18 protein-coding genes are annotated in these 25,654 nt (G+C 42.1%); 9 read left to right on the forward strand and 9 right to left on the reverse strand.

Annotated features, from left to right (window positions below):
- Nucleotides 1-3,222 (forward strand): carbamoyl-phosphate synthase large subunit, encoded by a 3,222-nt coding sequence (gene carB / locus PROVALCAL_RS00825; RefSeq protein WP_006657157.1) that lies wholly within the window; start codon nt 1-3, stop codon nt 3,220-3,222.
- A gap of 143 nt (nt 3,223-3,365) precedes the next feature.
- Here carB and PROVALCAL_RS00830 read toward each other — a convergent pair whose 3' ends face one another.
- The 3 genes from PROVALCAL_RS00830 to metC form a co-directional block, all read right to left on the reverse strand.
- On the reverse strand, nt 3,366-4,265 hold the full coding sequence (locus tag PROVALCAL_RS00830; RefSeq protein WP_006657158.1) for a PhzF family phenazine biosynthesis protein: 900 nt from the start codon (nt 4,263-4,265) through the stop codon (nt 3,366-3,368).
- 125 nt (nt 4,266-4,390) lie between these two features.
- Entirely contained in the window at nt 4,391-5,068 is a 678-nt protein-coding gene (locus PROVALCAL_RS00835) for a DedA family protein (RefSeq protein WP_006657159.1), read from the reverse strand.
- A 137-nt stretch (nt 5,069-5,205) separates the two neighbouring features.
- Nucleotides 5,206-6,390: a cystathionine beta-lyase gene (metC, locus tag PROVALCAL_RS00840; RefSeq protein ID WP_006657160.1), complete on the reverse strand. Its 1,185-nt coding sequence runs from the start codon at nt 6,388-6,390 to the stop codon at nt 5,206-5,208.
- A gap of 366 nt (nt 6,391-6,756) precedes the next feature.
- Here metC and exbB point away from each other — a divergent pair, with 366 nt between their 5' ends.
- The 4 genes from exbB (at nt 6,757) to yedF (ending at nt 10,892) form a co-directional block, all read left to right on the forward strand.
- Entirely contained in the window at nt 6,757-7,683 is a 927-nt protein-coding gene (gene exbB, locus PROVALCAL_RS00845) for a tonB-system energizer ExbB (protein WP_039861382.1), read from the forward strand.
- Nucleotides 7,684-7,688: 5 nt separating this feature from the next.
- A complete protein-coding gene (gene exbD, locus PROVALCAL_RS00850; RefSeq protein WP_006657163.1) occupies nt 7,689-8,120 on the forward strand; it encodes a TonB system transport protein ExbD in 432 nt (143 codons plus the stop codon).
- A 1,321-nt stretch (nt 8,121-9,441) separates the two neighbouring features.
- Entirely contained in the window at nt 9,442-10,656 is a 1,215-nt protein-coding gene (gene yedE / locus PROVALCAL_RS00855) for a selenium metabolism membrane protein YedE/FdhT (protein WP_006657164.1), read from the forward strand.
- Nucleotides 10,653-10,892 carry a sulfurtransferase-like selenium metabolism protein YedF gene (gene yedF / locus PROVALCAL_RS00860; RefSeq protein WP_006657165.1) on the forward strand — a complete coding sequence of 80 codons (240 nt, stop codon included), beginning with the start codon at nt 10,653-10,655 and terminating at the stop codon, nt 10,890-10,892. The genes yedE and yedF overlap by 4 nt, the downstream gene beginning before the upstream one ends.
- Before the next feature lie 37 nt (nt 10,893-10,929).
- Here the strand turns inward: yedF and PROVALCAL_RS00865 are convergent, their stop codons facing one another.
- Together PROVALCAL_RS00865 and rdgC are read right to left on the reverse strand one after the other, a co-directional pair.
- On the reverse strand, nt 10,930-11,445 hold the full coding sequence (locus PROVALCAL_RS00865; RefSeq protein ID WP_006662805.1) for a GNAT family N-acetyltransferase: 516 nt from the start codon (nt 11,443-11,445) through the stop codon (nt 10,930-10,932).
- A gap of 236 nt (nt 11,446-11,681) precedes the next feature.
- Nucleotides 11,682-12,587 (reverse strand): recombination-associated protein RdgC, encoded by a 906-nt coding sequence (rdgC, locus tag PROVALCAL_RS00870; RefSeq protein WP_006657167.1) that lies wholly within the window; start codon nt 12,585-12,587, stop codon nt 11,682-11,684.
- Between the two features lie 175 nt (nt 12,588-12,762).
- On the opposite strand from rdgC, the gene mak reads away from it, so the two are divergent.
- Together mak and PROVALCAL_RS00880 are read left to right on the forward strand one after the other, a co-directional pair.
- Complete coding sequence (gene mak / locus PROVALCAL_RS00875) at nt 12,763-13,671, forward strand: fructokinase (RefSeq protein WP_039861410.1); 909 nt, start codon at nt 12,763-12,765, stop codon at nt 13,669-13,671.
- Nucleotides 13,672-14,388: 717 nt separating this feature from the next.
- Nucleotides 14,389-16,338: a bifunctional 2',3'-cyclic-nucleotide 2'-phosphodiesterase/3'-nucleotidase gene (locus PROVALCAL_RS00880; protein WP_006657169.1), complete on the forward strand. Its 1,950-nt coding sequence runs from the start codon at nt 14,389-14,391 to the stop codon at nt 16,336-16,338.
- 247 nt (nt 16,339-16,585) lie between these two features.
- Here PROVALCAL_RS00880 and PROVALCAL_RS00885 read toward each other — a convergent pair whose 3' ends face one another.
- The 4 genes from PROVALCAL_RS00885 to sbcD all read right to left on the reverse strand — a co-directional run bounded on the left by PROVALCAL_RS00885 (nt 16,586) and on the right by sbcD (nt 23,037).
- Nucleotides 16,586-16,885, reverse strand: coding sequence for a hypothetical protein (locus tag PROVALCAL_RS00885; RefSeq protein ID WP_006662802.1), 300 nt, complete (start codon nt 16,883-16,885; stop codon nt 16,586-16,588).
- 452 nt (nt 16,886-17,337) lie between these two features.
- Entirely contained in the window at nt 17,338-17,937 is a 600-nt protein-coding gene (locus PROVALCAL_RS00890) for a nitroreductase family protein (protein ID WP_006657171.1), read from the reverse strand.
- Nucleotides 17,938-18,136: 199 nt separating this feature from the next.
- Nucleotides 18,137-21,820 (reverse strand): AAA family ATPase, encoded by a 3,684-nt coding sequence (locus tag PROVALCAL_RS00895; RefSeq protein WP_006657172.1) that lies wholly within the window; start codon nt 21,818-21,820, stop codon nt 18,137-18,139.
- Nucleotides 21,821-21,822: 2 nt separating this feature from the next.
- On the reverse strand, nt 21,823-23,037 hold the full coding sequence (gene sbcD / locus PROVALCAL_RS00900) for an exonuclease subunit SbcD (RefSeq protein WP_006657173.1): 1,215 nt from the start codon (nt 23,035-23,037) through the stop codon (nt 21,823-21,825).
- Nucleotides 23,038-23,341: 304 nt separating this feature from the next.
- Here sbcD and phoB point away from each other — a divergent pair, with 304 nt between their 5' ends.
- Nucleotides 23,342-24,031: a phosphate regulon transcriptional regulator PhoB gene (gene phoB / locus PROVALCAL_RS00905; protein WP_006657174.1), complete on the forward strand. Its 690-nt coding sequence runs from the start codon at nt 23,342-23,344 to the stop codon at nt 24,029-24,031.
- Nucleotides 24,032-24,054: 23 nt separating this feature from the next.
- A complete protein-coding gene (gene phoR, locus PROVALCAL_RS00910) occupies nt 24,055-25,353 on the forward strand; it encodes a phosphate regulon sensor histidine kinase PhoR (protein ID WP_006657175.1) in 1,299 nt (432 codons plus the stop codon).
- Nucleotides 25,354-25,654: the final 301 nt, after the last annotated feature.

Genomic DNA, 25,654 nt, shown 5'->3' on the forward strand with positions numbered 1-25,654 from the left:
ATGGCAAAACGTACAGATATTAAAAGCATTCTGATTCTTGGAGCGGGCCCGATTGTTATCGGACAAGCATGTGAGTTTGACTATTCAGGTGCACAAGCGTGTAAAGCGCTAAGAGAAGAAGGCTACCGCGTTATTCTGGTGAACTCTAACCCAGCGACAATCATGACCGACCCAGAGATGGCTGATGCGACATATATCGAGCCAATTCACTGGGAAGTGGTCCGCAAAATTATTGAAAAAGAGCGCCCAGATGCAGTATTACCAACCATGGGTGGGCAAACCGCGCTGAACTGTGCTCTAGAGCTTGAGCGTCAAGGCGTACTCGCTGAATTTGGCGTGACCATGATTGGTGCAACTGCGGATGCAATTGATAAGGCAGAAGATCGCCAGCGCTTTGATAAAGCGATGAAAAAAATTGGTTTAGGTACTGCTCGTTCAGGTATCGCCCATACGATGGAAGAAGCGAATGCAGTTGCTGATGATGTCGGCTTCCCATGCATTATCCGTCCATCATTCACCATGGGGGGGTCTGGTGGTGGTATCGCATATAACCGTGAAGAATTTGAAGAAATCTGTACTCGTGGCTTAGATTTATCCCCAACTAACGAACTCTTAATTGATGAGTCGTTAATTGGCTGGAAAGAGTATGAAATGGAAGTCGTACGCGATAAGAAAGATAACTGTATTATCGTCTGCTCGATTGAAAACTTTGATGCAATGGGGATCCACACAGGTGACTCCATCACTGTGGCTCCTGCACAAACACTGACCGATAAAGAATACCAAATCATGCGTGACGCCTCGATGGCAGTATTGCGTGAAATCGGTGTTGAAACGGGGGGCTCTAACGTTCAGTTCGCTGTTAACCCTAAAGACGGTCGTTTAATCGTTATCGAAATGAACCCACGTGTTTCTCGTTCATCAGCATTAGCGTCAAAAGCAACCGGCTTTCCAATTGCAAAAATTGCCGCAAAACTTGCGGTAGGTTACACCCTTGATGAATTGATGAATGACATTACAGGTGGTCGCACACCGGCGTCATTTGAACCGTCCATCGACTACGTTGTGACCAAAATTCCACGCTTTAACTTCGAAAAATTCGCAGGTAGCAACGACCGTTTGACCACCCAAATGAAATCAGTGGGTGAGGTGATGGCTATCGGTCGCACATTCCAAGAATCTATGCAAAAAGCACTGCGTGGTCTGGAAGTGGGCGCAACAGGCTTCGACCCGAAAGTGAGCCAGGACGACCCAGAATCGTTAACTCGCATTCGTCGAGAATTGAAAGATGCGGGCTCTGACCGTATTTGGTACATCGCTGATGCATTCCGCGCAGGCCTATCTATCGATGGTATCTTCAACCTGACCAATATCGACCGCTGGTTCTTAGTGCAAATTGAAGAGCTGGTGCGTTTAGAAAACGAAGTGGCAGAATTAGGTATCAATGGTCTGACGAAAGATTTCTTACGCCACCTGAAGCGTAAAGGTTTTGCGGATGCGCGTCTGGCAAGCTTAGTGGGTGTTTCTGAAGCGGAGTTGCGTAAATTACGCCAAGGTTATGATTTACACCCAGTTTATAAGCGTGTGGATACTTGTGCGGCAGAGTTCGCGACCGATACCGCGTACATGTACTCCACTTATGAAGACGAATGCGAATCTAACCCGAACAGCGACAAGCCAAAAATCATGGTATTAGGTGGTGGTCCAAACCGTATCGGTCAAGGTATTGAATTCGACTACTGTTGTGTACACGCGTCATTAGCGCTGCGTGAAGATGGTTATGAAACCATCATGGTGAACTGTAACCCAGAAACCGTTTCAACGGACTACGATACTTCAGACCGCCTCTATTTTGAACCTGTCACACTGGAAGATGTGCTGGAAATCGTGCGCATTGAACAGCCGAAAGGCGTCATTGTTCAGTACGGTGGTCAAACGCCACTGAAATTAGCGCGTGCGTTAGAAGCCGCAGGTGTACCGGTGATTGGTACTAGCCCAGATGCGATTGACCGTGCAGAAGACCGTGAGCGTTTCCAACAAGCTGTTAACCGCTTAAACCTGAAACAGCCACAAAACGCGACGGTTGCGACTATCGAACAAGCCGTCGAAAAAGCTGCGGGGATTGGTTACCCGCTGGTGGTTCGTCCATCTTATGTTCTGGGTGGTCGTGCAATGGAAATCGTATACGATGAAATCGACCTGCGTCGCTACTTCCAAACCGCAGTCAGTGTTTCTAACGACGCGCCAGTATTGTTAGACCGCTTCCTAGATGATGCAATTGAAGTTGACGTGGATGCCATCTGCGACGGTGAAATGGTGCTAATCGGCGGAATTATGGAGCACATCGAGCAAGCGGGTGTTCACTCTGGTGACTCCGCGTGTTCACTGCCAGCTTATACATTAAGCCAAGAAATTCAGGATGTCATGCGTGAGCAAGTGCGTAGCCTTGCATTTGAACTGCGCGTTCGCGGTCTGATGAACGTCCAGTTCGCGGTGAAGAATAACGAAGTTTACCTGATTGAAGTAAACCCACGTGCAGCAAGAACGGTACCATTCGTCTCGAAAGCAACAGGTGTGCAGTTAGCGAAAGTTGCCGCGCGCGTGATGGCGGGGCAAACATTGACCCAGCAAGGCGTGACTCAAGAAGTTATTCCACCTTACTACTCGGTGAAAGAAGTTGTTCTGCCGTTTAACAAATTCCAAGGTGTTGACCCAATTCTTGGACCTGAAATGCGCTCAACAGGTGAAGTGATGGGTGTGGGACGCACATTTGCTGAAGCGTTTGCTAAAGCGATGTTAGGCAGCAACTCAACTATGAAAAAATCAGGTCGCGCACTACTATCAGTTCGTGAAGGTGATAAAACTCGCGTTGTAGATTTAGCTGCCAAATTGCTGAAGCACGGCTTTGAGTTAGACGCAACTCACGGAACTGCGATTGTTCTGGGAGAAGCGGGTATTAACCCTCGTCTGGTCAATAAAGTGCACGAAGGTCGTCCGCACATTCAAGACCGCATTAAGAATGGTGAGTATAACTACATTGTGAATACAACAGCAGGTCGACAAGCGATTGAAGATTCAAAACTCATTCGTGGTAGCGCGCTACGTTACAAAGTTCACTATGATACAACCCTAAACGGCGGCTTCGCGACGGCATTATCACTCAGCGCAGATCCAACTGATAAAGTGATTTCTGTGCAAGAGATGCATGCGTTAATCAAATAATTATTGATTCGATAATTATTAACCCCAGCGGCGTTATTGCCACTGGGGTTTTTTATGAGTTATTGAAAATGAAATAAAGGGAATATAGTCACAGCAAAAGACCGCGGGCAAAACACGTTGTGGCTTTTCAGTTTTTAGGGGGACTAAAAATGGACGGTTTGGATACCGATTGTTGCGGCTTGTCCACCCACACAAACTCGGCTGATAGCCTGATCTTGATGAGAAATTTCCACTTGAATTTGCGAGGAGCATCCCATTGCCCGCCCTTGCTCTAACAAAAAATGATTTTCAGTAGGGAAAACATGCTTGACCAAATAGCACCCTAACGCACCGCTAGCACTGCCTGTTGCGGACTCTTCATTAATACCATACAGCGGTGCGAAATTCCGACAATGAGCGGTGAAAGGTAGCTCTCGGCTCAACTCAAACACATGAAAACCAATCGAATCGAATTCACGGCTCAGTTGTGCGATAGCATCATAATTGGGTTTTAAGTTATCTAATTGACTGGGTTGCACTGGAACTAAAATATCAGGTAATCCAGTAGAGATAATTTCAATAGGCAAACCCGTTTTCGTGATTGTTTCGGTTGGAATACCTAATGCAGCAGCAACGGCATTCACATCGGGTCCTTGGCGGGTAATGGGGAGTGCTTGCTCCATAATAACGCCATCAGCACTGACCGTAACATTTAAAATACCTGCTTTGGTTTTTTGGGAGTAGGTGCCAGCGCCTAACTGGTTCAATGAAAATAGGGTAAAAAAGACAGCCAATGTTGCATGTCCACAAAAGTCGACTTCACTTTCAGGAGTGAAGAAATCCACTTTATAATCCGTTTCTTCACCTGCACTTTCACCGGTATAGACAAAAGCCGTTTCGGAAAATCCTACTTGTCGAGCAATCTCTATTTTCTGTGTATCGCTGAGTTCTGGCGGGTTGAGTATGACTCCTGCGGGATTACCACCTGTGTTATCACGGGTAAATGAGTTTACAAGATAAACGTTGATTTCATACTCTGATGCGTGTGTGGTCTCGTATGACATGGTGACTCCAAGGTAATAAAATGCGCCTACCTTATTATTAGGTATTTAGTGGAGGGTGAAAATGTAGGTTTACTAAGGCGACCAAGTAGTTAGGTCTACACTGGTCGCTATATTTTATAGATTTACTATTGGCTTTCTTTACTGCCTTTTAGGGTCTTACGGTGTTTCCAGTAAACGATAATGGAACCAATTAAGCCGCTGACCAACAGGATAACAGGGATGATCATCAGAGCGGTAATGACGATTTGTTCGTGTTCTTTGACAAAGGGGATTTGATTAATTGCATAACCCAAAGTCACAATAATACCGACCCACAATAATCCGCTAAGCCAGTTAAATAACTGAAAACGGCGGTGACTAAGGTCGGATAATCCCGCTAACAGTGGTAACAGCGTTCTGACGAATGCCAGAAAACGCCCAATGAGGAGGGCATATAAGCCTTGGCGGTTAAACATATCATTGGCTTTTTTATGATATTCCTCAGGGAGTTGAGAAAGCCAGCGTTTAACAACTTTGGTTTCGCTTAGCCAGCGACCTTGAATAAATCCAAGCCAACACCCTAAGCTGGCGGCAGTTGCTAATAGCAAAATAGTGGGGATAAAGTGTAAAACGCCTTTAGCGATCAACGCGCCAGAAAGCAGTAAAAGGGTATCACCCGGTAAAAATGCAGCGGGGAGCACTCCATTTTCTAAGACAATCACCATGAAGAGAATGGTGTAAATAACCCAAAGCACCTCTGGATTGGAGAGCTTCATAAAATCGTGTTGCCAAAGTGCCAGTACGATTTCGCGTATGACTTCCATAACCGTTCCTGTATCTGCATAAAGCGAATCATTGGGGTCTATCTTACAGGAAAAATTTCAGCCTAGTTTGATTTGTTTAGGGAATTAATTAAAAGGCAGTGATTAACTGCCTAATAATCATGATGAAATGTTGACGCTTAAATACGTTCAAATGCACGCTGTAAATCATCGATAAGATCTTGTGGATGTTCTAACCCAACATGTAGGCGGAAGAATGACCCTGAATCTGGTTGGTAATCATATTGACGCATATTGAGCAAATCTTCTGTTTGATAACCTAAAATCAGAGATTCAAATCCTCCCCATGAATAGCCCATTTTAAAATGACTGAAATGATCGAGAAAATCACTGAATTGTTTAGGTGATAAACGGGATATTAACTGGAATGAAAACAATCCATTGCAGCCGCTAAAGTCGCGTTTAAAAACGGCATGACCCGGATGACTTGGAAGCGCGGGATGAAAAACGTGAGCAACGGATGGGTGCTCTACTAACCAATTTGCGACGGTTAAGCTATTTGCTTCATGTTGTTTAAGGCGAGTTGGTAGGGTGTGAAGCCCTCGACCAGCCATATACACGGTATCTGGATCGGCGGTTTGCCCCAATAGATAGGAGTTTTCACGCAATGTTTCAATGCATCGCTGGTTGGCAACTGCCAATCCTAGCATGCCATCCGAATGCCCATTAATATACTTAGTCGCTGATTGAATCGAGATATCCACATCAAACAGAAGCGGTTTGAGTAAAACGCCTGCAGCCCATGTATTGTCGATCATGATAATGATTTCAGGGGATTTCTGACGAACCGCTTTCACAATGGCGGGAAGGTCGTGGACCTCCATCGTAATAGACCCTGGTGACTCTAGAAAGACGATTTTAGTGTTAGGGCGAATTAGATCGGCAATTTTGTCACCAATCAGTGGGTCAAAGTAGTTTGTCTCGACATTGAGACCAGTTAGAATTTTGTCACAAAAATTTTGGGTCGGATCATACGCGGAGCCTGTAACGAGAATATGATCCCCTGCGTTGATGAATGACATGATGGCATTGGTGATCGCCGCTGCACCGGAAGGATAAAGGACACAGCCAGCACCACACTCTAATTCAGTCATGGCTTCTTGGAATGCAAAATGGGTTTGTGTGCCTCGGCGACCATACATTAAAACACCATTAGCACGGTTACGTACGGCATGTTTTTTATCTTCTACTGAATCAAAAATCACGGAAGAGGTACGTTGAATGACGGGATTGACCCCTTTTTGCGTGAATGTAGGGTTTCTACCAAGGTGTACGAGCTGGGTTTCGGGTCTAATTTTTGTCATTGAGCGATGCCTTATTTACCGATAGAAAATCCAAATGATTGGTTAAGTTATCACCTGACGTTAAATGATTTCAGTTGCTTAACGCAAGAACAAAAGTTGCTAGCTGAATTTTCTTCATTATAACCAGCAAAATCATGATGGCATTGCGTGACCGCTATCAATGACAACGTTGATAGGTCACAAAAAATTGTGAATACTAATGATAATTACTATCAATTCGCGCTGTGTTTGATATTATCTGCACATCTTGACGAAAAGAGATGAATTCGCGAGTCAAATTTCGCTTTTAATGGTTAGTCGATGAATGGCACAATCATCGATATAAATTTTTTTATACAACACAAATAAGAGAGTAAAGGCCAACTGATGCGTAAATTAACAGCTTCTATTCTATTGGCGATCGGCTTAATGGGCACAGCATCCGCGGAAACAACACCCGCTGCCACTCCTAGTACACCAGTAGCAAACCAAGGTTCAACAGCAACCCCTGTCAATATGACTTCCACACCTGAATCAGCGTCTACACCAGTGGTAGCAACTGAGACTGTCATTACGAATACCGCAGTCACTGAAAACGTGGAAATTGCTACAGAAGCTCATGGCGGTGGTTTTGACCAAGATTTATCTGTTTGGGGTATGTACCAGAACGCAGACGTCGTTGTGAAAACGGTTATGATCGGTCTGTTACTCGCATCAGTGATCACATGGGCATTATTCTTATCTAAGGGAAGCGAAATTTTAGTTGCGCGTCGTCGTTTAAAAGACGAAGCCAAAGCAATCGCCGAAGTAAAATCCCTTGATGAAGCGGTTTCTATCGCTGATGGATTTAAAGCGAACAGTATTACACGTATGTTATTAGCGGAAGCGACAACAGAAAGAGCACTTTCTGCGAGTAGCCAAGATCTGTCAGGAATCAAAGATCGTACTGCCTTTCGCTTAGAGCGCTCGGTCGCGGCAATCAGTCGCTATATGGGGCGTGGTAATGGTTATTTAGCGACAATCGGTGCGATTTCTCCATTTGTGGGTCTGTTCGGTACAGTGTGGGGGATCATGAACAGCTTTATCGGTATCGCCCATTCTCAAACGACAAACTTAGCGGTTGTTGCTCCAGGAATTGCAGAAGCGCTACTTGCCACAGCAATTGGTTTGATCGCTGCGATTCCTGCGGTCGTGATTTACAATATTTTTGCTCGGATGATCAATAACTACCGTGGTCAAGTGGGCGATGTTGCTGCACAGGCAGCGTTGTTACTGGGGCGTGACCTCGATCTGGCAAACAGCAAAGCAAGGTAATCATTATGGCAATGCGTTTAGGTGACGAACAAGACGATAGCGGTGAAATGCATGAAATCAACGTAACACCGTTTATCGATGTTATGTTGGTTCTGCTGATTATCTTTATGGTTGCAGCGCCACTGGCTACCGTTGATATTAAAGTTGATTTACCTGCTTCCACGGCGAAGCCTCAGCCTCGACCTGAAAAGCCAGTATTCTTAACGGTGAAGTCAGATAGTCAGTTATTTATTGGTGAACAAGCAGTTACGAAAGAGCAATTGGGCTCAACGTTAGATCAAGCGACGAATACCAATAAAGAAACTACCATCTTTTTCCAAGCAGACAAGAGCGTAGATTATGAGACGATGATGGATGTGATGAACGCATTACGTCAATCAGGATATCTCAAGATTGGCCTAGTCGGGATGGAAGCAACAGCCGCTAGCGCTAAATAGCGGCTCGTAATCATGCGTTTTATCTCAGTAGCACGTGTGGGCATCATGACACTGATGTTTTGAGATAAAACGTATTTTCATATCAATACTTTTTTCACGCCAAGCTTCTTGCATATCTTTGCAATATTTCTGATAAAAACTGTTGTTTATCCTTATAGTTTCATAAATAAAACGTTCAATTTTATTCTGTATTTCTTAAAATTTTATTTAAGTTAGAGTAATTTTAAATCCTGCCGAGATAAAATTCTTATCAAATAAGAAATGAAGAAGGTTAATTGAAAATAAACCATTTATATTGTATGGGATTATTCATGAGGGGAGTAAGAGTAGTAAATACTCCAATTAAGGGTATTGATTCGGCGGGGAGCAATGTGGGTTTCAGTGGAACTTACTGATTATTAGAGTGAAGTATAAGAAATGTATACACTCTATTCAAAACAGATGTATAGTTAACCAGCTAAAGCCTAGCTTACAAAAGGTAAAAAATAATTAATATATTTCACCTGAATTGAAAGGATAAAAAAGAGAGTAAATTAACGAGTTTATTTTATTAATATAAGTGTTATTAATAAAACAATGTTAAATCACCTTAAATAATGAAATATAAATATGTAATTGCTGTTATAAATATCACCTTGATGATTTTATTATCAGTAACAAGCTTATCTAATTGTTATTAAACTATTTTTTGTTTGTTTTTTGGTTTTGCTTAAATAAAATAAAAAAACACTTGCGCAACATTTCATGGGCGCTATAATGCAGGCAATAACATTTTGAAATACTTTTTAATAATTTTTTACTTCGGGTTTTTTATTTTTTAAATTTACTAATGCTAGGGAATAAATAAAGTTATAATTGATGTTTGATTAAGCTTTATATTAAAAATAAATATAACCAGTCAGACTCGAATGTATCGTATTAAGTTGTTAGAAGTGGATTTTGAATGTTATTACTGAAGTCAAATGGGCTGACTTTAGACTACACAGCAAAGATGTAATAAAAAATAATTTCATATTATACTCCTCTATAAATAATATAAGACTACATTTCCATGCGCCATCATTAAGATGGCGTTTTTTTAGTTTTTTTACTAGAAAAATGCTGAGTATGTGATCAGATTTCATGTGAAAAAATACGCAATAGACTCAGAGTAAAGCTTGAATCTAAATCAATTTTTCTAAGAATATTCACAGTTTGTTATTTAATGATAAAAAGTAACAGAGTATGATGTGCACCTCTTCGCTGTGGGGCTTTTATCAACATATCATACAACGGCGGAATTCTTTGCCAGGTACTGGCTTGAATCACTTTGGAAGTAAAAATGACTTGGTCTGAGTTTAAATCTCACTATCTCATCGGTTTTTGGAAACCGTTGCCTGCGGTGATCGCAGCAGGTATTTTATCGACGTATTATTTTGGCTTAACGGGAACATTTTGGGCGGTAACTGGTGAATTTACTCGCTGGGGTGGACACATCATGCAGTTATTTGGTGCTCATCCAGAAGAGTGGGGCTACTTCAAAGTTATTGGTTTCCAAGGTTCACCCCTAGATAGAATTGATGGCGTGATGATTATCGGTATGTTTGCAGGTTGTTTTGCCGCGGCGCTCTGGGCAAATAACGTGAAAATTCGCATGCCACAACATCGCATCCGTATATTCCAAGCTATCCTTGGCGGTATTATCGCTGGATTTGGCGCCCGTCTAGCGATGGGATGTAACTTAGCGGCTTTCTTTACTGGTATCCCTCAATTCTCGTTGCATGCATGGTTCTTTGCTGTCGCAACGGCGGCCGGATCATATTTTGGTGCCAAATTTACGCTGTTACCGATGTTTCGTATTGCGGTAAAACTAAAAAAAGTGTCAACGGCATCCCCATTAACTCAAAATCCTAATACCGCTAAAAAACGTTTTAAACTCGGTATGGCTATCTTTGCTATTGCGATGGCATGGGGCTTTTATACGCTTCTAGATGCACCTGTAATGGGCTTTGCAATCCTCTGTGGGATCGGTTTTGGTTTATTGATTGAACGAGCTCAAATCTGCTTCACATCGGCATTTCGTGATTTATGGATCACGGGTCGTACCCATATGGCGAAAGCGATTATTATTGGGATGGCGGTGAGTGCAATTGGTATCTTCAGCTATGTTCAACTGGGGGCTACACCAAAAATCATGTGGGCAGGTCCGAATGCCGTGATTGGTGGGTTACTGTTTGGCTTTGGTATTGTGCTGGCTGGTGGCTGTGAAACCGGTTGGATGTATCGTGCAGTAGAAGGTCAAGTTCATTACTGGTGGGTTGGTTTCGGTAATATTATCGGTGCGACTATCTTGGCTTACTACTGGGATGATTTAGGTCCATGGTTAGCAACTGACTTTGACAAAGTGAACCTGCTGGAAACATTTGGGCCACAGGGCGGGTTGCTTGTCACATACGTTTTATTAGCTATTGCATTTATTTTGATGCTGGTATGGGAAAAACATTTCTTCCGTAAACGCGCGCAAAAACTTGCGAATACTTCCGTGGAGGCTGCATGAGCCATAAAGAAATAGTTCCGGATTATCGATTAGATATGGTGGGTGAACCTTGCCCATATCCTGCGGTTGCAACGCTTGAAGCTATGCCATCGTTAAAACCTGGAGAGATATTAGAAGTGGTGAGTGATTGCCCTCAATCTATCAATAATATCCCGTTAGATGCTAAAAACTATGGCTATAAAGTATTGGATATTCAGCAAGATGGACCAACAATTCGCTATTTAATTCAAAAATAGTGATTGGTAAGGCGGGGTTAACCCGCCTTCATGTTATTTACTCTTCCGTATCTTGCCAGCTGGCAATATCGAGCACCAGTTCGCATTCATCGTCAATATAGCCACCCGTTGGGATAAAACCGAGTTTTTGGTAAAACTCAAAGGGGCTTTCTTCTCCTTCGCCACAACTATTATACAGTCGAGGGTAGCCTTTCTTTTTTAAATAACGGATCACTTGAATCAATGCTTCGCGACCAAAACCTAATTTTTGGTAAGGTTCTGCAATCATAAATCGCCATAACATAATGCCATCATATTCAAGTTCATCATCATCTAAGCCTGAATGCAGCATAATGAATCCTACAGGGATATCATCCGCATAAATGCCTCTGTACCAAGCACAATCTGAGAATTGGGCTTCGACCATTGAATAGGCATTGTCTGCCACCATGCTACGTTGTGCCTCACTGAGTGTATGACTCAGTAAACAAATTTCTGAAAAATTTTCTGCCGTCACTTTCTGTAAGGAGACGACTGAGTTTTCATCCACTTCTGGCTCGATGAATTCTATCATAACCATTCCTTCGCTCGAATATTGACCAAAACTTCATTGAGAAGCTGCATTAGTTGTTGTTATTAAATAATCAAGATTGCTACTGATTTGTTACAAGGATGTAATTTAATCAACCAGAGATTAGGGAGGCAGTCAATGACTTAATTGTGGCTCTGCAAGCGGGGTCTAAAAAGAAAATGGCAACATGCGAGAATGTGTGTTGCCATCGTGAGGTCAGGACGAAAAGCTAAATAATATTAATGTTCGGCTTCACCGCCGAGAACGTCAATGAGACGAGCAATCAAGGCACTGAGCTCGCCTGTCATTAAAATATAATCGGCATCAAATTTTTGAGCAAAATCGTCTTTTGGAATATCGTCATTTTGTTCTTTAAGTTTGTCACTGAATTTTAATTTTTTCAGGGAGCCGTCATCGGACAACATAAATTGTACGCGCTCTTCCCAATCCAATGAGAGTTTTGTGACTAACTTACCCGCTTCGATGTGTGTAGCAATTTCGTCAGAAATCAGGTCTTGCTTCTTACAACGAATAATCCCACCTTCTTCTAAAATCGCTTTTAACTCAGCTTCATCCATAGCTGCAAAGCCTTGAGGTAATGCACCTGAGCGTACCCATTCAGTTAATGTGAGTTCAATTGGGTCTTTAAATGTGAGCGGTACAACAGGAAGCGAACCTAGGCTTTTACGTAATAATGCTAAATTATCTTCGGCACGTTTAGCACTGGCAGCATCGACGATAATGAGTTGATTAACGGTATCAATCCAAATGTAGGTTTTGCTGAATTTACTGAAGGCTCGCGGCAGTAAGTCATGCACGACTTCATCTTTCAAAGATGCTTTTTCGGTTTTCTTCAGTTGGCGACCTTGATCTGCCTCTAATTTTTCAATTTTCTCTTGTAATGCTTGCTTAATCACTGGCGATGGCAGCATTTTGTCTTCTTTTTTAGCACAAATGAGAATTTGGTTATTAGCAGCATGGGTGAGAGCATCGGCACCACGCATTGGAGGTACCCAACCCGTTTTCATCATGTCTTGGCTTCCACAAGGGGTATAAGCGAGCGGCGCAAGTTGTCTTTCCAGATCATCCGCGGAGAGTGCCAAATCCCGATTCAGGCGATAGACCAATATATTCTTGAACCACATGAAAAACCTACCTTTGTCATTAAAAACATGTTTAGCAAGGCGGACATGATAGCGAATTGTCTGTTATTAAGCGAAAAAAAATGCCGGATGCTTTACAGGTTTTACTTTCTATAAAGGGAGTCTAATAATGTAGACAGGTAATTAAATGACAAATGGATAATAAGTGAGTGCCATGATGAGAATAGGTATTGATTTAGGTGGTACAAAAATTGAAGTGGTTGCGTTGGATGATGGCGGCAATATCTTATTTCGCCAGCGTACACCCACACCACGTGGTGATTACCAAGGAACACTCGATGCGATTAAGCGTTTAGTGAATGATGCAGAAGCGGCAACAGGGCAAACTGGGAGCGTTGGTTTAGGGATCCCCGGAACACTTTCTCCGATTACGGGAAAAGTGAAAAACGCTAACTCAACATGGTTAAATGGACAACCTTTCGATAAGGATTTAGCTCACTGCTTAGGTCGTCCTGTCAAAATGGCCAATGACGCGAACTGTCTTGCGGTTTCAGAGGCGGTGGATGGTGCTGGAGCTGGTGCTAAAGTGGTGTTTGCCGTAATCATTGGAACTGGATGCGGTGCAGGGATCGCCATCAATGGTCAAGTTCATTCTGGCGGTAATGGGGTCGCGGGGGAATGGGGACACAATCCTTTACCGTGGCAAGATGACCAAGATAGGCTGTTTCTTGCAGGGGAAAAATGTTATTGCGGGCTTAACGGCTGCACAGAACAGTTTGTTTCTGGAACAGGTTTTATGGCGGACTATAAAAAGCGAGCCGGTGAATCTAAGATGGGAACAGAAATTATTCAATTGGCGCAAAATGGCAACAAGCATGCGATAAAAGCCTTCGAAAATTACCAAAATCGCCTTGCCAAAGCACTTGCTCAAGCCGTCAACATGCTCGATCCCGATGTCATCGTGTTAGGTGGTGGAATGAGTAATGTTGATGAGCTATATGAAAAACTGCCAGAGAAAATACGTCAATGGGTGTTCGGTAGAGAGTTTGATACGCCAATCAGGAAAGCGGAGCATGGGGATTCGAGTGGGGTGCGAGGGGCAGCTTGGTTATGCTCTGAAAATTAATACTCGTCATACTTCACACCGTAGCTGCGTTGGTTACGCTCACTAACCCTAGTCACATACTTATGTATGTTCCTAGGGATTAATGCTCGTCATACTTCACGCCGTAGCTGCGTTGGCTACGCTCACTAACCCTAGTCACATATTCATGGATGCCCCTAGGGATTAATGCTCGTCATACTTCACGCTGTAGCTGCGTTGGCTACGCTCACTAACCCTAATCACATACTTATGTATGCTCCTAGGGATTAGCTTCACTTGCCGCCTTGCTACAACGCGAATTATTTAGAGCATAGGGTGAGGGGAAGAGCGAAAAATTCAAAAGCAAAAGTAAAAGCAAAAGTAAAAGCAAAAGTAAAAGAAAGGCAAGGATGAAAGTACAAAAATTGAGCTGGTGGATTTAGCTACTTATAAAGTGAGTGTTGGTGAGTTGTTTGGGGAATAGCGGATTTTATCGATAACTCAAATAATAGCGGTGATTTTTACCGGATAAATCTATTTTTGTGAGCTATATAAAAGTCGGGATTCATAAATGGACTAAAACCGTGATTTAATCACAAAAAATAGTTACTGTTTGCAGGCATTATCATTAAAACATGATATCTAACACACAGTGATAGGCTTTATTTCGGGTATTGTTGGATTTTTACTCAATAACCATGAAATGAATCTGAGTTTTATGAAGGGCGTTCCTTCAAAAGGCAACAAAGGGGATTTAACGTGAAAAAGGCTCTAAAAATTTCATCTTTGGCTCTGCTGGTGGCATTTAATGCCCATGCTGCCACGGTTGACTTACGTGTCATGGAAACATCCGATGTTCACAGTAACCTAATTGACTTCGATTACTACAAAGATAAACCCACAGAGCAATTTGGTCTGGTACGCACAGCGACACTGATTAAAGCTGCTAAAAATGAAGCGACCAACGCGATTTTGGTGGATAACGGTGACTTAATTCAAGGCAGCCCTCTGGCTGACTACATGGCAAATAAAGGCTTAAAAGACGGTGAATCTCATCCAGCTCATAGCCTAATGAACACCATGGGTTACACAGTTGGAAACTTCGGTAACCATGAATTCAACTTTGGTTTAGATTATCTGAAAAAAGCCATTGCAGGCGCAAAATTCCCTTACGTCAACGCGAATATCGTTGATGCCAAAACGGGTGAAAACTACTTCAAGCCTTACATTATTGTTGATACCCCAGTAAAAGATCGTGATGGCAAAACCCATACAATCAAAGTGGGCTACATTGGATTTGTGCCACCACAAATCATGATTTGGGATAAACCAAACTTAGAAGGCAAAGTGAAGGTGAATGACATCACTGAAACCGCTAAAAAGTTTGTGCCGCAAATGAAGAAAGAGGGTGCAGACCTGATTGTGGCAATTCCTCACTCAGGATTCTCACAAGAGCCATACAAAGCGATGGCAGAAAACTCTGTGTACTATCTCAGCGAAGTACCGGGTATTAACGCCATTATGTTTGGTCACTCTCACGGTGTGTTCCCAAGCAAAGAATTCGCCGATATTAAAGGCGTCGATGTGGCAAAAGGCACGGTTAATGGCATTCCAGCAGTTATGCCAGGACAGTGGGGTGACCATTTAGGTGTAGTTGATTTGGTGGTTAACAATGACAGCGGCGATTGGAAAGTGGTTGATGCTCAAGCTCATGCCCGCCCTGTTTATGATAAAGCCACCAAGAAAGCACTGGTTGAGCGCGATGAATCACTCGTAAAAATCATCCAAGAGCAGCATCAAGGTACTCGTGATTTCGTGGGTAAATTGATTGGTAAAGCCTCTGAAAACATGTACAGCTACTTGGCATTAGTTCAAAGCGATCCAACGGTTCAGATTGTGAATGATGCTCAGATGGATTACACCCGTAACTTTATCCAAGGGGACCCAGACTTAGCTGACTTACCAGTATTAGCGGCAGCGGCACCATTCAAAGCCGGTGGACGTAAAAATGCACCTTCTGAGTTTGTTGAAGTGGAAAAAGGGGATTTAACTTTCCGTAATGCTGCTGACTTATATCTCTATCCAAATACCTTAGTGGTAGTAAAAGCAACAGGTGCGGATGTGGTTGAATGGTTAGAGTGCTCTGCGGGCATGTTCAACCAAATCGATGCACAATCAACTAAGCCACAAAGCCTGATTAACTGGGATGGTTTTAGAACCTATAACTTTGACACTATTAGTGGTGTGAATTATCAGATTGACCTGACTCAGCCTGCTAAGTATGACACTGACTGTCAAGTGGTTAATAAAGATGCTAATCGTATCAAAAATGTGACTTACCAAGGCAAACCAATCGATCCTAAAGCGGCATTCTTAATCGCGACCAATAACTATCGTGGTTATGGCGGTAAGTTCGCAGGTACGGGTGATGCGCATATTGCGTTTGCATCGCCAGATGAAAACCGTGCGATTTTAGCGGCGTATATTGCTAAAGTTTCTAAAGAGAAAGGTGAAGTCGTTTCGAAGGCCGATAATAACTGGTCATTCACTCCAATCAAAACCGATAAAAAGCTTGATGTTCGTTTTGAAACTTCACCAAGTGAAAAAGCAGCTGAGTTTATTCAGCAGCACGCTCAGTATCCAATGAAGAAAGTAGGTACTGATGATATTGGATTTGCAATTTACCAAGTTGATTTAACTGCTAAGTAATTTCAGCAGTAATAAAAGCGGTAATTATCTGAAGCCTGTCACTTGTGTCAGGCTTTTTTCATTACCGTGTATTTTGGGATGACATTTATATGAAAAAATAAATGAAGAAAATATTAAGATGGTTGAACTTGGCAATAATGTGGCAAGCGATAGCGAAGTGAGAGCTGGGAATAACATTCGGGGAGTTTAAACTTGAGAGTAAATAGCAGCTCCCCGAATGATGATGCTTATTAAATCTTCAATTAACTTATTCATAAGTTACGTTCAACATAGGTAATTTACTGTATTTGTCATATTCAACTTTGACATACTCGGATTCAACTTTTTTGCCATTTTTCAATGAGCCTGAAGCGGTAACGGTTTTACCATTACGATAACAATCAATATTCACATGAGTTTGATTTGCGATATTGACTTCACACTGAGGTTCATAGATATAACCACCAAATGAGACTGTACCTCCTGACGATGGGTTAAGATTACTCGCGAAAGAACAACTTGAAATGAAGATTGTCACTACAGTAGTTAATAAAGATAAACGTTTCATAGTCCACCCCCTTTAATAACACTGACCACCATCCAATACTGCTTTTGTGCTCTTATTTTTAGTGTAGTTCAAATACCGATAATGCAGAAATAAAAATTTAGTCTATAAGTAAATACTATTATCATGGGAATATAACATATTGATGTCAATCAAATTAAAGTTATTTTTCAGTTTCATTTGAGCGATTAAAAAGACATTTTCTTATAAAAATGCGACTTATATATAAAAACTAAATATTATTTTTAAATAAGCAGTGATTGAAAATGAGTAATATCTCCTGCTCTAATTTTATATGTAATAATTTGCGATAGATTGGAGTTTTATATTGTTAAGAAATTAATGAAATTGAAGTGTGCTATATAATGGAATATATAATGATTGGAATGAATAAATAAAATAAAGCCCCTACAATCAATTGTAGAGGCTTTAATATAATAACGGTTAGTGATGAATTATTTGAATACTTTGAAACGAACGTCGTCGTCCATAAAGTCTTTATCAGCCGCTGGTTGCTCAATTGAGCCAAATACCATTTGAGCACGTAAAATCCAATTGGCTGGAATATCCCATTCTTTTTGCACTTGATTATCAATTAATGGGTTGTAGTGCTGCAGTGATGCGCCAACATTTTCCTGAGATAATGTTGTCCATACTGCCAGTTGCGCCATACCGCTCGCTTGTTCAGACCAGATAGGGAAATTATCTGCGTATAATGGGAATTGTTCTTGTAAGCCAGTGACTACATTTTTATCTTCAAAGAACAGCACAGTACCAGCGCCTGCGGCAAAGCTATTGATTTTTTGCTCAGTTCCAGCAAAAGCTGCTTCAGGAACGATAGCGCGTAAAGCATCTTTGGTGATATTCCACAGTTTTTTATGTTGTGCACCAAATAACACGACAACACGTGAAGTCTGTGAATTAAATGCAGATGGTGAGTGCTTAACGGCTTCTTTGATCAATCCAGCAACTTTCTCTTCCGAGATAGGTAATGAGTCGCCTAAGTTATAAATAGTGCGACGATTTTTAATCATTTCGATAAATGCGTTAGACATGTTTGTCCCCTTGCTTTTGTTTAGAGCACGGCAATTTATTGAACAACCTCAGAAGCCGTAACTTGTTTCGATGTGAATAACTATAAAGGTATCCCTTTAAAATCATAGAAAAAAAATTTAACCTAAACATTCAAATTTTTGCATGTAGTTAAAAATCTATAAAAATCATATTAGTAGCTTTATTTTAGGCTTTTTGAGATTAACTGACACGATAGTGGCTTGAGAGTTCACTATAGCCAAGACCATTTGCTTTTTTCACGGTAATTTGTACCGGAATTCGTTCTTTCATGGCTTCAACGTGGCTAATAACACCAATGGTTTTTCCTGAAGCGTTGAGGCTCTCTAATGCATCTAAAGCAATGTCTAAGGTTTCGGCATCCAATGTACCGAAACCTTCATCAAGAAAGAGCGATTCCAGTTGGGTTCGATGACTCACCATGTCAGAGAGTGCAAGGGCTAGCGACAAACTGACTAAGAAGCTTTCCCCTCCAGACAGTGTTTTAATATCGCGAATACTATCCGCTTGCCAGCCATCAATAACTTGTAATTCAAGGTTGGCTAAATGGCTTCTTTGCAGCAAATAGCGACCATGCAATTTATCGAGTTGTTGGTTAGCTAAAGAGACTAAGCAGTCTAAGGTTAACCCCTGAGCATAACGGCGAAATTTATCCCCTTCAGCGGAGCCTATTAAGCTGTTGAGGTAACTCCAATCATCGTAGCTTAATTGGCTCTGTTCAATTTTATTCAATAACTCGCGCTGTTGGTGACGTTGCTGTTGATCGCGCTCGAGTTGGTTAATAATCTGCCCTTGTTGTTGGTTTAATTCCTTGATTTTATTATCTAACTCAGTCAATACATGTTGAATGTGCTCCAATGACAACTCCGCAAATTCAACTAAACGTTGTTGTTCATGATTGGCGAGAGATAAGAGGCTTTCTTGATAGCGGGTTTCCGCTTCAAGCTGCTGCTGAGTCACTTGTTGTTTAAGTTGCTCAAGCTGAATTTTTTCTTCGGCAGGAAGGAGGGCATTCAGGAATTGCTCTTGGGTGTCAAACGGGCTGTTCTTAAGCGCATCAATAAACTGAGCTTGTGCAACAGATTGTCGTTGATTGAGTTGTTTGAGTTGTTCATCGAGTTCTTGGGCACTTCCTGTGAGTGCAGCGATGTGTTTGTCTATCTCACTGATTTGCAGAGTAAGTTCATCGACTTTACGAGCATATTGAGCCTGCTGCACCTGCATATTTTGGGTAAAAACAGTGATAGCTTGGCCGTCTAGCATGTTTTGACGTTGGGTATTCGCATGCCCAATTTGCTGATTTAGCTGCTCAAAATGTTGCTGTTGTGACGCGAGTTGTCGCTCAATTTGTTGTGCATAGGTTGTTTCCGCTGCGAGAGTAGCGGCATGAACTTCAATACTTTTAGCGAACTGTTGAGCGGCTGTTTTTTGCGCCTCATAGTATTGCCCGCGTTGTTCAATTTCTTTTAGCCAAGAGGAAAACTGTTCTTGGCTTGGTAGCGTTAGGTTAAATGGCGAGAGCGAGGTGGCTAGCTGCTGTGTTTGCTGCTCAATGCGTTGTTTCAAAGCGTGTTGTTCCGCTTGGTTTTCGTCTAATTGCTGGGAATGGTATTTAAGTTTTTCATCAAGAAGCGATAGCTCGGAGAGCAGTTGCTTAGTTTGAGCTTGCTGTTCGTAATAGTGGTTTTTTGCCTCTTGGTGTTGGCGTTCCAGCTGTGTAAATTCACTGGTGATGGTTTGCTGAACCGTGAGTTGATTGCGCAAATCTAAAAGGCATTGCTCTACTGCGAGATGTGTTTTCGCTAATTCCGGTGTAAGTGCTTGCTTACAAGCTTGTCGCCATTGGGTATTGAGCGCATCTAATTGGACCTGTAACTGTTTTTGTGTTGCTTCATTATCTTGTTGGCGACGTTTATCCGCTTGTAATAATGCTTGGTGTTCGGTGAGTTGTTGTTTTTCGGATTCTATCTGTGTGTTGAGCGCAACCAATTGTTGCTGGGTTTCGTTTGGCGTAACAGCATGGTATGCCTCTAAAGCAGGATGCTTTAATGAGCCACAAAGGGGGCACGGTGTTCCTTCAATGAGTTGTTGGCGTTCATGTTCCAAGCTGACAATTTTTTGTTCTAGTTGAAGTTTTTGTTCTAAAACTTGGCGTTGAGGCTCCAATTGAGTCACTCTATCTTGTGTAATTGCAATCAGTTTTTCCACTTGCTGGATAGATTCTGCGAGCTGGTTTTGTTGCTGAATGTGTAGCTGTACTTGCTGGTGTTTTTCCTCATGTTGCGAGAGTAAAAGTGGCAGTATTTGAGCATGCTGTAACTGTGCTTGCAGTTGAATAATGAGAGCGTTAATTGCACTTATATCGTGTTTTTCTTTGTATTCTTGAAATTGTTTTTCAAGCTGATTAAAGCGGGAGTGAAAGGTTTCAAGACTGAGCTGAGCTTTTTGATGTTCTTTCAGTTTTTGCAATTGAGCTTGTTGCAATGTTTGCCATTCTAGCTTGATTGCGTGCTGTTTTTGCTGATTTTTAGTGAGTTGTTCAGTCAGTTCATAAACAAATTGACCTTGCTGTTGCCAGCGCCCTAATTGGGTAATTATTTGGGCGTCATTTGCGTGTTCTTGGAGAAATAATTGCGTTTTATTCAGCCCACTCTTTGCATGATCAATTTGCTGCTGAGCGTTCTCTACACTTGCTTTTTTCTGTAAATACTCACTGTTTAGCTGACTTAATTGCTCTGAGAGTTGCAATTTTTGTTGATTGAGCTGGGAAAGTCGATTGTCTAATGGGCGCACTTCGTTATCGATCATGACCGTCGTTTTCTGTACCCATTCATTGTATTGATTTTGTTCAAGCTGCGCTTGGGCATGTTGGGTCACTAAAGGTAAACGTTGCTTTTGAGCCTCTTCTAAGTGTTGGGTTATGCGTTGCTGTTTTTGAGTCTGTTCATCAAGTTGAGTTTGCAAGCTTTGCACTGCCAGCCAATCCGGGCGTAAGGCTTCCGCAGGAGAGCTTTGAGCGAGCTTGTGTAATTGGGGCTCTGCCACTTGATAGCGTTGTTGAGCTTGCTGTTGCGCTAGCTGTAAGCGCTGGGTATTTTGTGCGAGCTGTTGATACTGTTGGTGCCAAGTCACGGCTTGTTGATGGCGAAGTTTACTTTGACTCAGCTGCTGTTCTTGGGCTGAATATTGTTGCTGCTTTTCAACAAGCTCTTGATATTCGATTTCCGTAAGCAGATTGACGCTACTGGCTTGTGCTCGAAGGAGATCGAGATCAGTTTTGGCTTGTTTATGCTGATTAAAGATATAGACCGAAATTTGACTATAAATTTCGGTGCCAGTGATCTCTTCCAATAAGTCAGCGCGTTCTTTTTCTGTGGCATTGAGAAAAGCGGCAAAATCACCTTGGGAAAGTAAAATAGATTTGGTGAAACGTCCAAAATCCAATCCCGTGATTTGCACAATTTTTTCACGAATTTCACTGACTTTTTCTGCGATAATTTGCCCATCAGCGACGGTTGCTAGCTCTGCTTTAGGATCTTGGAGGTTGCCATCGGCTTTATTATTTGCGCGGCGTTGGCTCCAGAATGCACGATAAGCGATACCTTTAACTTCAAATTCTACTTCCGCTAAGCATTCGCCCGTATGGCGAGTCATCAGTTCATTTTTACTTTTTGAGATTTGCCCTAAACGTGGGGTTTGATGGTATAGCGCGAGGCAGATAGCATCTAATAAGGTGGTTTTTCCTGCTCCCGTAGCACCAGTGATGGCAAATAACCCATTGCTGGCAAACGGTTCTTCAGTGAAATCAATTTTCCATTCACCTTTAAGGGAATTAATATTTTTGAGACGTAAGCTTAAAATTTTCACGCTTATTCCCCTTGTTCAGTGCGTAAGGTGGCGTAGGATTGCTTGAACAGTTGTAATAAACGCTGCTCTAACGCTTTGTCTTCTAATGATTCTTCAGCAAGCCTTCGAGAGAAGACTTCTTCAGCCGTTAATTCACTCAATGTTTCATTGGGCTGTGTAAGGTTTTGGCCTGTTTGGGCTCGACGAGCACGGCGTAGGCGAACCACTTCGACACAGCGATCTTGGGTGAGCGCTTCAATTCGTTGCTGAATATCGCCAAGATAATCTTGGGATGCGACTTCAATATCTAACCAAGTTGGGCGGTTTTCAGTGGTGGTGGGTAACGTCATAAGCTGTTGTTGCAGCTCTTTTAAGGTGCCCTTAAGACTATACAGTGGTTGAGAAACAGGGATTGGCAGCAATGTAACATTGGAAAATTGATGACCATTAAATTCCACTAAACACACACTTTTTTGTTGTTGTGATTCGTCAAAGCTGAGTGCAATGGGGGAGCCGCTATAACGAATATATTCTTTCCCACCAATTAATTGCGGGCGGTGGATATGCCCGAGTGCAATATAATCTGCTGGAGGAAAGGCTCCGGACGGAAATGCATCCAATGTACCGATATAAATTTCGCGGACGGAATCGGTGAGTTCTGCACCGATCACAGTGAGATGTCCTGTCGCGATGATAGGAATATCTAAGCCAAGAGCTTCGCGCTGCTTAACGGCTTTTTGGTAACAGGTTTGATAGTAATCACGGATGGCATTTTGCAATGAAAGTTGTTTTTCTTCACTACTTTGCCCTGCCATACTGATTTGAACATCCCTTGGGCGTAAAAACGGGATGGCGCAAACTAGCCCAGTCGGATTTCCTTGTTTATCTTTTAGCGTAATGACATGAGATTCATTGCTTGAGGTGATGACATGGGTGTTTAAATAACGTAATAGCGCACTGGATTCGTTTAGAACAGAAACCGAATCATGGTTGCCGCTTAAAATGACTAATTGGCAGTTAGTTCGTTGTAAATCAACAATAAATTGATTGTATAGTTCACGGGCATAGCTAGGTGGTGCCCCAGTATCAAAGACATCACCTGCCACTATCAGTGCATCCACTTGGTGCAGTTTGATTTGGTCAATTAACCAGAATAAAAAGTGCTGATGCTCAGATGCCCGATTTTTGGTGAAAAAATATTGACCTAAATGCCAGTCTGAGGTGTGGATGATGCGCATGAGCTACCTATTCCTATGATTATGACGCTTTTACTATACTAATATTCAAACCCTATAGTTTGCTGTATCACAGTATACCGCATCGGTGCCATATGAAGGGAAGCGCATGAAAAATAGTTGAGAAGCGCTTCGCAATGAAAGTAGGAAGCTTGGCTGATATGGCTTTTATGTTTCACTTACATGACAGTAAACTGTTAATCTAATGATGGATCGTAGCCTTACGTTGAGATATTCATAATTCTGTCACAAAACTGACGCATAATGCGGTCACATTAAAAATCTCTTCTTATTTACAGGAACAATCATGGCAAGACGCATTCTAGTTGTTGAAGATGAAGCGCCCATCCGAGAAATGGTTTGTTTTGTATTGGAACAGAATGGTTTTCAGCCTACAGAAGCTGATGATTATGATTCTGCGATAGCACAATTGGTTGATCCATTACCTGATTTAGTGTTGCTGGATTGGATGATCCCCGGAGGTTCAGGCATCCAAGTGATCAAACATATGAAACGAGATAGTGCTACGCGTGATGTCCCCGTAATGATGCTAACCGCGAGAGGGGAAGAAGAAGATCGTGTGAAAGGGTTAGAAGTTGGCGCGGACGATTATTTAATTAAGCCGTTCTCACCAAAAGAATTGATAGCCCGTGTTAAAGCAATTTTGCGGCGCATCTCGCCAATGTCGACAGAAGATATTATTGAAATGAATGGATTAGTGCTTGATCCGACTTCCCATCGTGTTACGAGTAATGAGATTCCCATCGATATGGGACCTACCGAATATAAGCTACTTCACTTTTTTATGACCCATCCAGAGCGAGTCTATAGCCGCGAGCAGTTACTTAATTATGTTTGGGGTGCAAACGTGTATGTCGAAGATAGGACGGTGGATGTGCATATTCGTCGTTTAAGAAAAGCGTTAGAGCTAGATGGGCATGATAAAATGGTGCAAACGGTTCGTGGTACTGGCTACCGATTCTCTGTGCGTTATTGAGAAACCATTAGGGAGAAACAGGGGTGCTTGAACGCTTATCCTTAAAACAGCTGATCTGGGGGCTGTTTTTATTTATTTTACCCGCACTAATATTATCTATTTTTATTGGCCACCTGCCGTGGCTATTGGTTATTTCATTACTAGCTGCGTTAATTTGGCATGGATATAACCTGCTAAAACTTTCAGACTGGTTGTGGCTAGATAGAAGTATGTTGCCACCAGATGGTAAAGGGGGCTGGGAGCCAATATTTTACGGTATTTATCAAATGCAGCAGCGTAACCGTAAGCGCCGCCGCGAATTAGGGCAACTTATTAAACGGTTTCGCAGTGGAGCTGAGTCTCTACCCGATGCGGTCGTTATGATGACTACGGAAGGCAATATTTTTTGGTGTAACCGCCACGCTCAACAGCTTCTTGGCTTTCGCTGGCCAGAGGATAACGGGCAGCATATTTTTAATTTATTACGTTATCCTGATTTTAGCCGTTATTTCACGGTGAAGAGTTATGACCAAGCGCTGACGATTGAATTGAACAGCGGTGAAATTGTGGAGTTTCGCATTTTGCCATACACCAGTGACCAGTTATTGATGGTGGCTCGAGATGTGACTGAAAAGCGCAGATTGGAAAAAGCACGCAGAGACTTTTTTGCCAACGTTAGCCATGAATTACGTACACCTCTGACCGTCATTCAAGGTTATCTCGAGGTGATGGATGACCAAGAAGGAACATCACCGATGAATAAAAAAGCCTTATCGGTGATGCAAGAGCAGACCCATCGGATGGATAATTTAGTGAAGCAATTGCTGCAACTATCACGAATTGAGGTTGCCCCTCAAATTAATCTTGATGAACAGATTAATATGCCGGTCATTCTTAAAATGATTGAACAAGAAGCCATTGGCTTAAGCCAAGGGCGACATGAGTTTGAATTCGTTATTGATGAAAAACTGCGAGTGCATGGTAATGAAGAACAGTTACGCAGTGCGGTTGCTAACTTGGTTTATAATGCGATAAACCATACACCGGAAGGGACGAAAATTAAGGTGAAATGGCAGAAAACCAATAACGGCGCACAATTTAGCGTGAGTGACAATGGTCCTGGAATTCCTGCTGAGCACATTCCTCGCTTAACGGAACGTTTTTATCGTGTAGATAAAGCGCGCTCTCGACAAGGTGGTGGGGGAACGGGTCTAGGTTTAGCGATTGTTAAGCATGCTGTTCAGCATCATAGCAGCCAATTATCGGTCACCAGTCAGATTGGTAAGGGCAGTGAATTTTCCTTTACGTTACCGCCTGTTTTTATTGTGTCAGATAAAAAATAGGTGTGCCAAATAATCGCTAAAAATGAAACCTTGCTAATAAAATCATTGCATTAGCAAGGTTTTTTGTTTTGCTATTTCTTCCTTTTTGACGTTATTTTTAATCGCTGCGCTATATTTTCATTGTTATCCCGCAATTTTCTTCATCTTATCCTGCTAAAATACATTATGAGTGGTTAAATAATGTTTTGTTGCTGTTTTTTTAGCCTGAATATATACGGGATATTGCAAATTTACTGACAGTAATCACTGGTTCTTAAATTTAGTTTGGTACTTTATTCTTGTTTTCAGGTTTGCTCTTGCC

Source organism: Providencia alcalifaciens DSM 30120, from assembly GCF_000173415.1.
Taxonomy (GTDB): Bacteria; Pseudomonadota; Gammaproteobacteria; order Enterobacterales; family Enterobacteriaceae; genus Providencia; species Providencia alcalifaciens.

Bases quoted from the DNA above. Each gene is read 5' to 3' on its own strand.
- carB (WP_006657157.1), top strand. From the start codon at position 1: ATGGCAAAACGTACAGATATTAAAAGCATTCTGATTCTTGGAGCGGGC.
- PROVALCAL_RS00830 (WP_006657158.1), bottom strand. From the start codon at position 4,265: ATGTCATACGAGACCACACACGCATCAGAGTATGAAATCAACGTTTAT.
- PROVALCAL_RS00835 (WP_006657159.1), bottom strand. From the start codon at position 5,068: ATGGAAGTCATACGCGAAATCGTACTGGCACTTTGGCAACACGATTTT.
- metC (WP_006657160.1), bottom strand. From the start codon at position 6,390: ATGACAAAAATTAGACCCGAAACCCAGCTCGTACACCTTGGTAGAAAC.
- exbB (WP_039861382.1), top strand. From the start codon at position 6,757: ATGCGTAAATTAACAGCTTCTATTCTATTGGCGATCGGCTTAATGGGC.
- exbD (WP_006657163.1), top strand. From the start codon at position 7,689: ATGGCAATGCGTTTAGGTGACGAACAAGACGATAGCGGTGAAATGCAT.
- yedE (WP_006657164.1), top strand. From the start codon at position 9,442: ATGACTTGGTCTGAGTTTAAATCTCACTATCTCATCGGTTTTTGGAAA.
- yedF (WP_006657165.1), top strand. From the start codon at position 10,653: ATGAGCCATAAAGAAATAGTTCCGGATTATCGATTAGATATGGTGGGT.
- PROVALCAL_RS00865 (WP_006662805.1), bottom strand. From the start codon at position 11,445: ATGATAGAATTCATCGAGCCAGAAGTGGATGAAAACTCAGTCGTCTCC.
- rdgC (WP_006657167.1), bottom strand. From the start codon at position 12,587: ATGTGGTTCAAGAATATATTGGTCTATCGCCTGAATCGGGATTTGGCA.
- mak (WP_039861410.1), top strand. From the start codon at position 12,763: ATGAGAATAGGTATTGATTTAGGTGGTACAAAAATTGAAGTGGTTGCG.
- PROVALCAL_RS00885 (WP_006662802.1), bottom strand. From the start codon at position 16,885: ATGAAACGTTTATCTTTATTAACTACTGTAGTGACAATCTTCATTTCA.
- PROVALCAL_RS00890 (WP_006657171.1), bottom strand. From the start codon at position 17,937: ATGTCTAACGCATTTATCGAAATGATTAAAAATCGTCGCACTATTTAT.
- sbcD (WP_006657173.1), bottom strand. From the start codon at position 23,037: ATGCGCATCATCCACACCTCAGACTGGCATTTAGGTCAATATTTTTTC.
- phoB (WP_006657174.1), top strand. From the start codon at position 23,342: ATGGCAAGACGCATTCTAGTTGTTGAAGATGAAGCGCCCATCCGAGAA.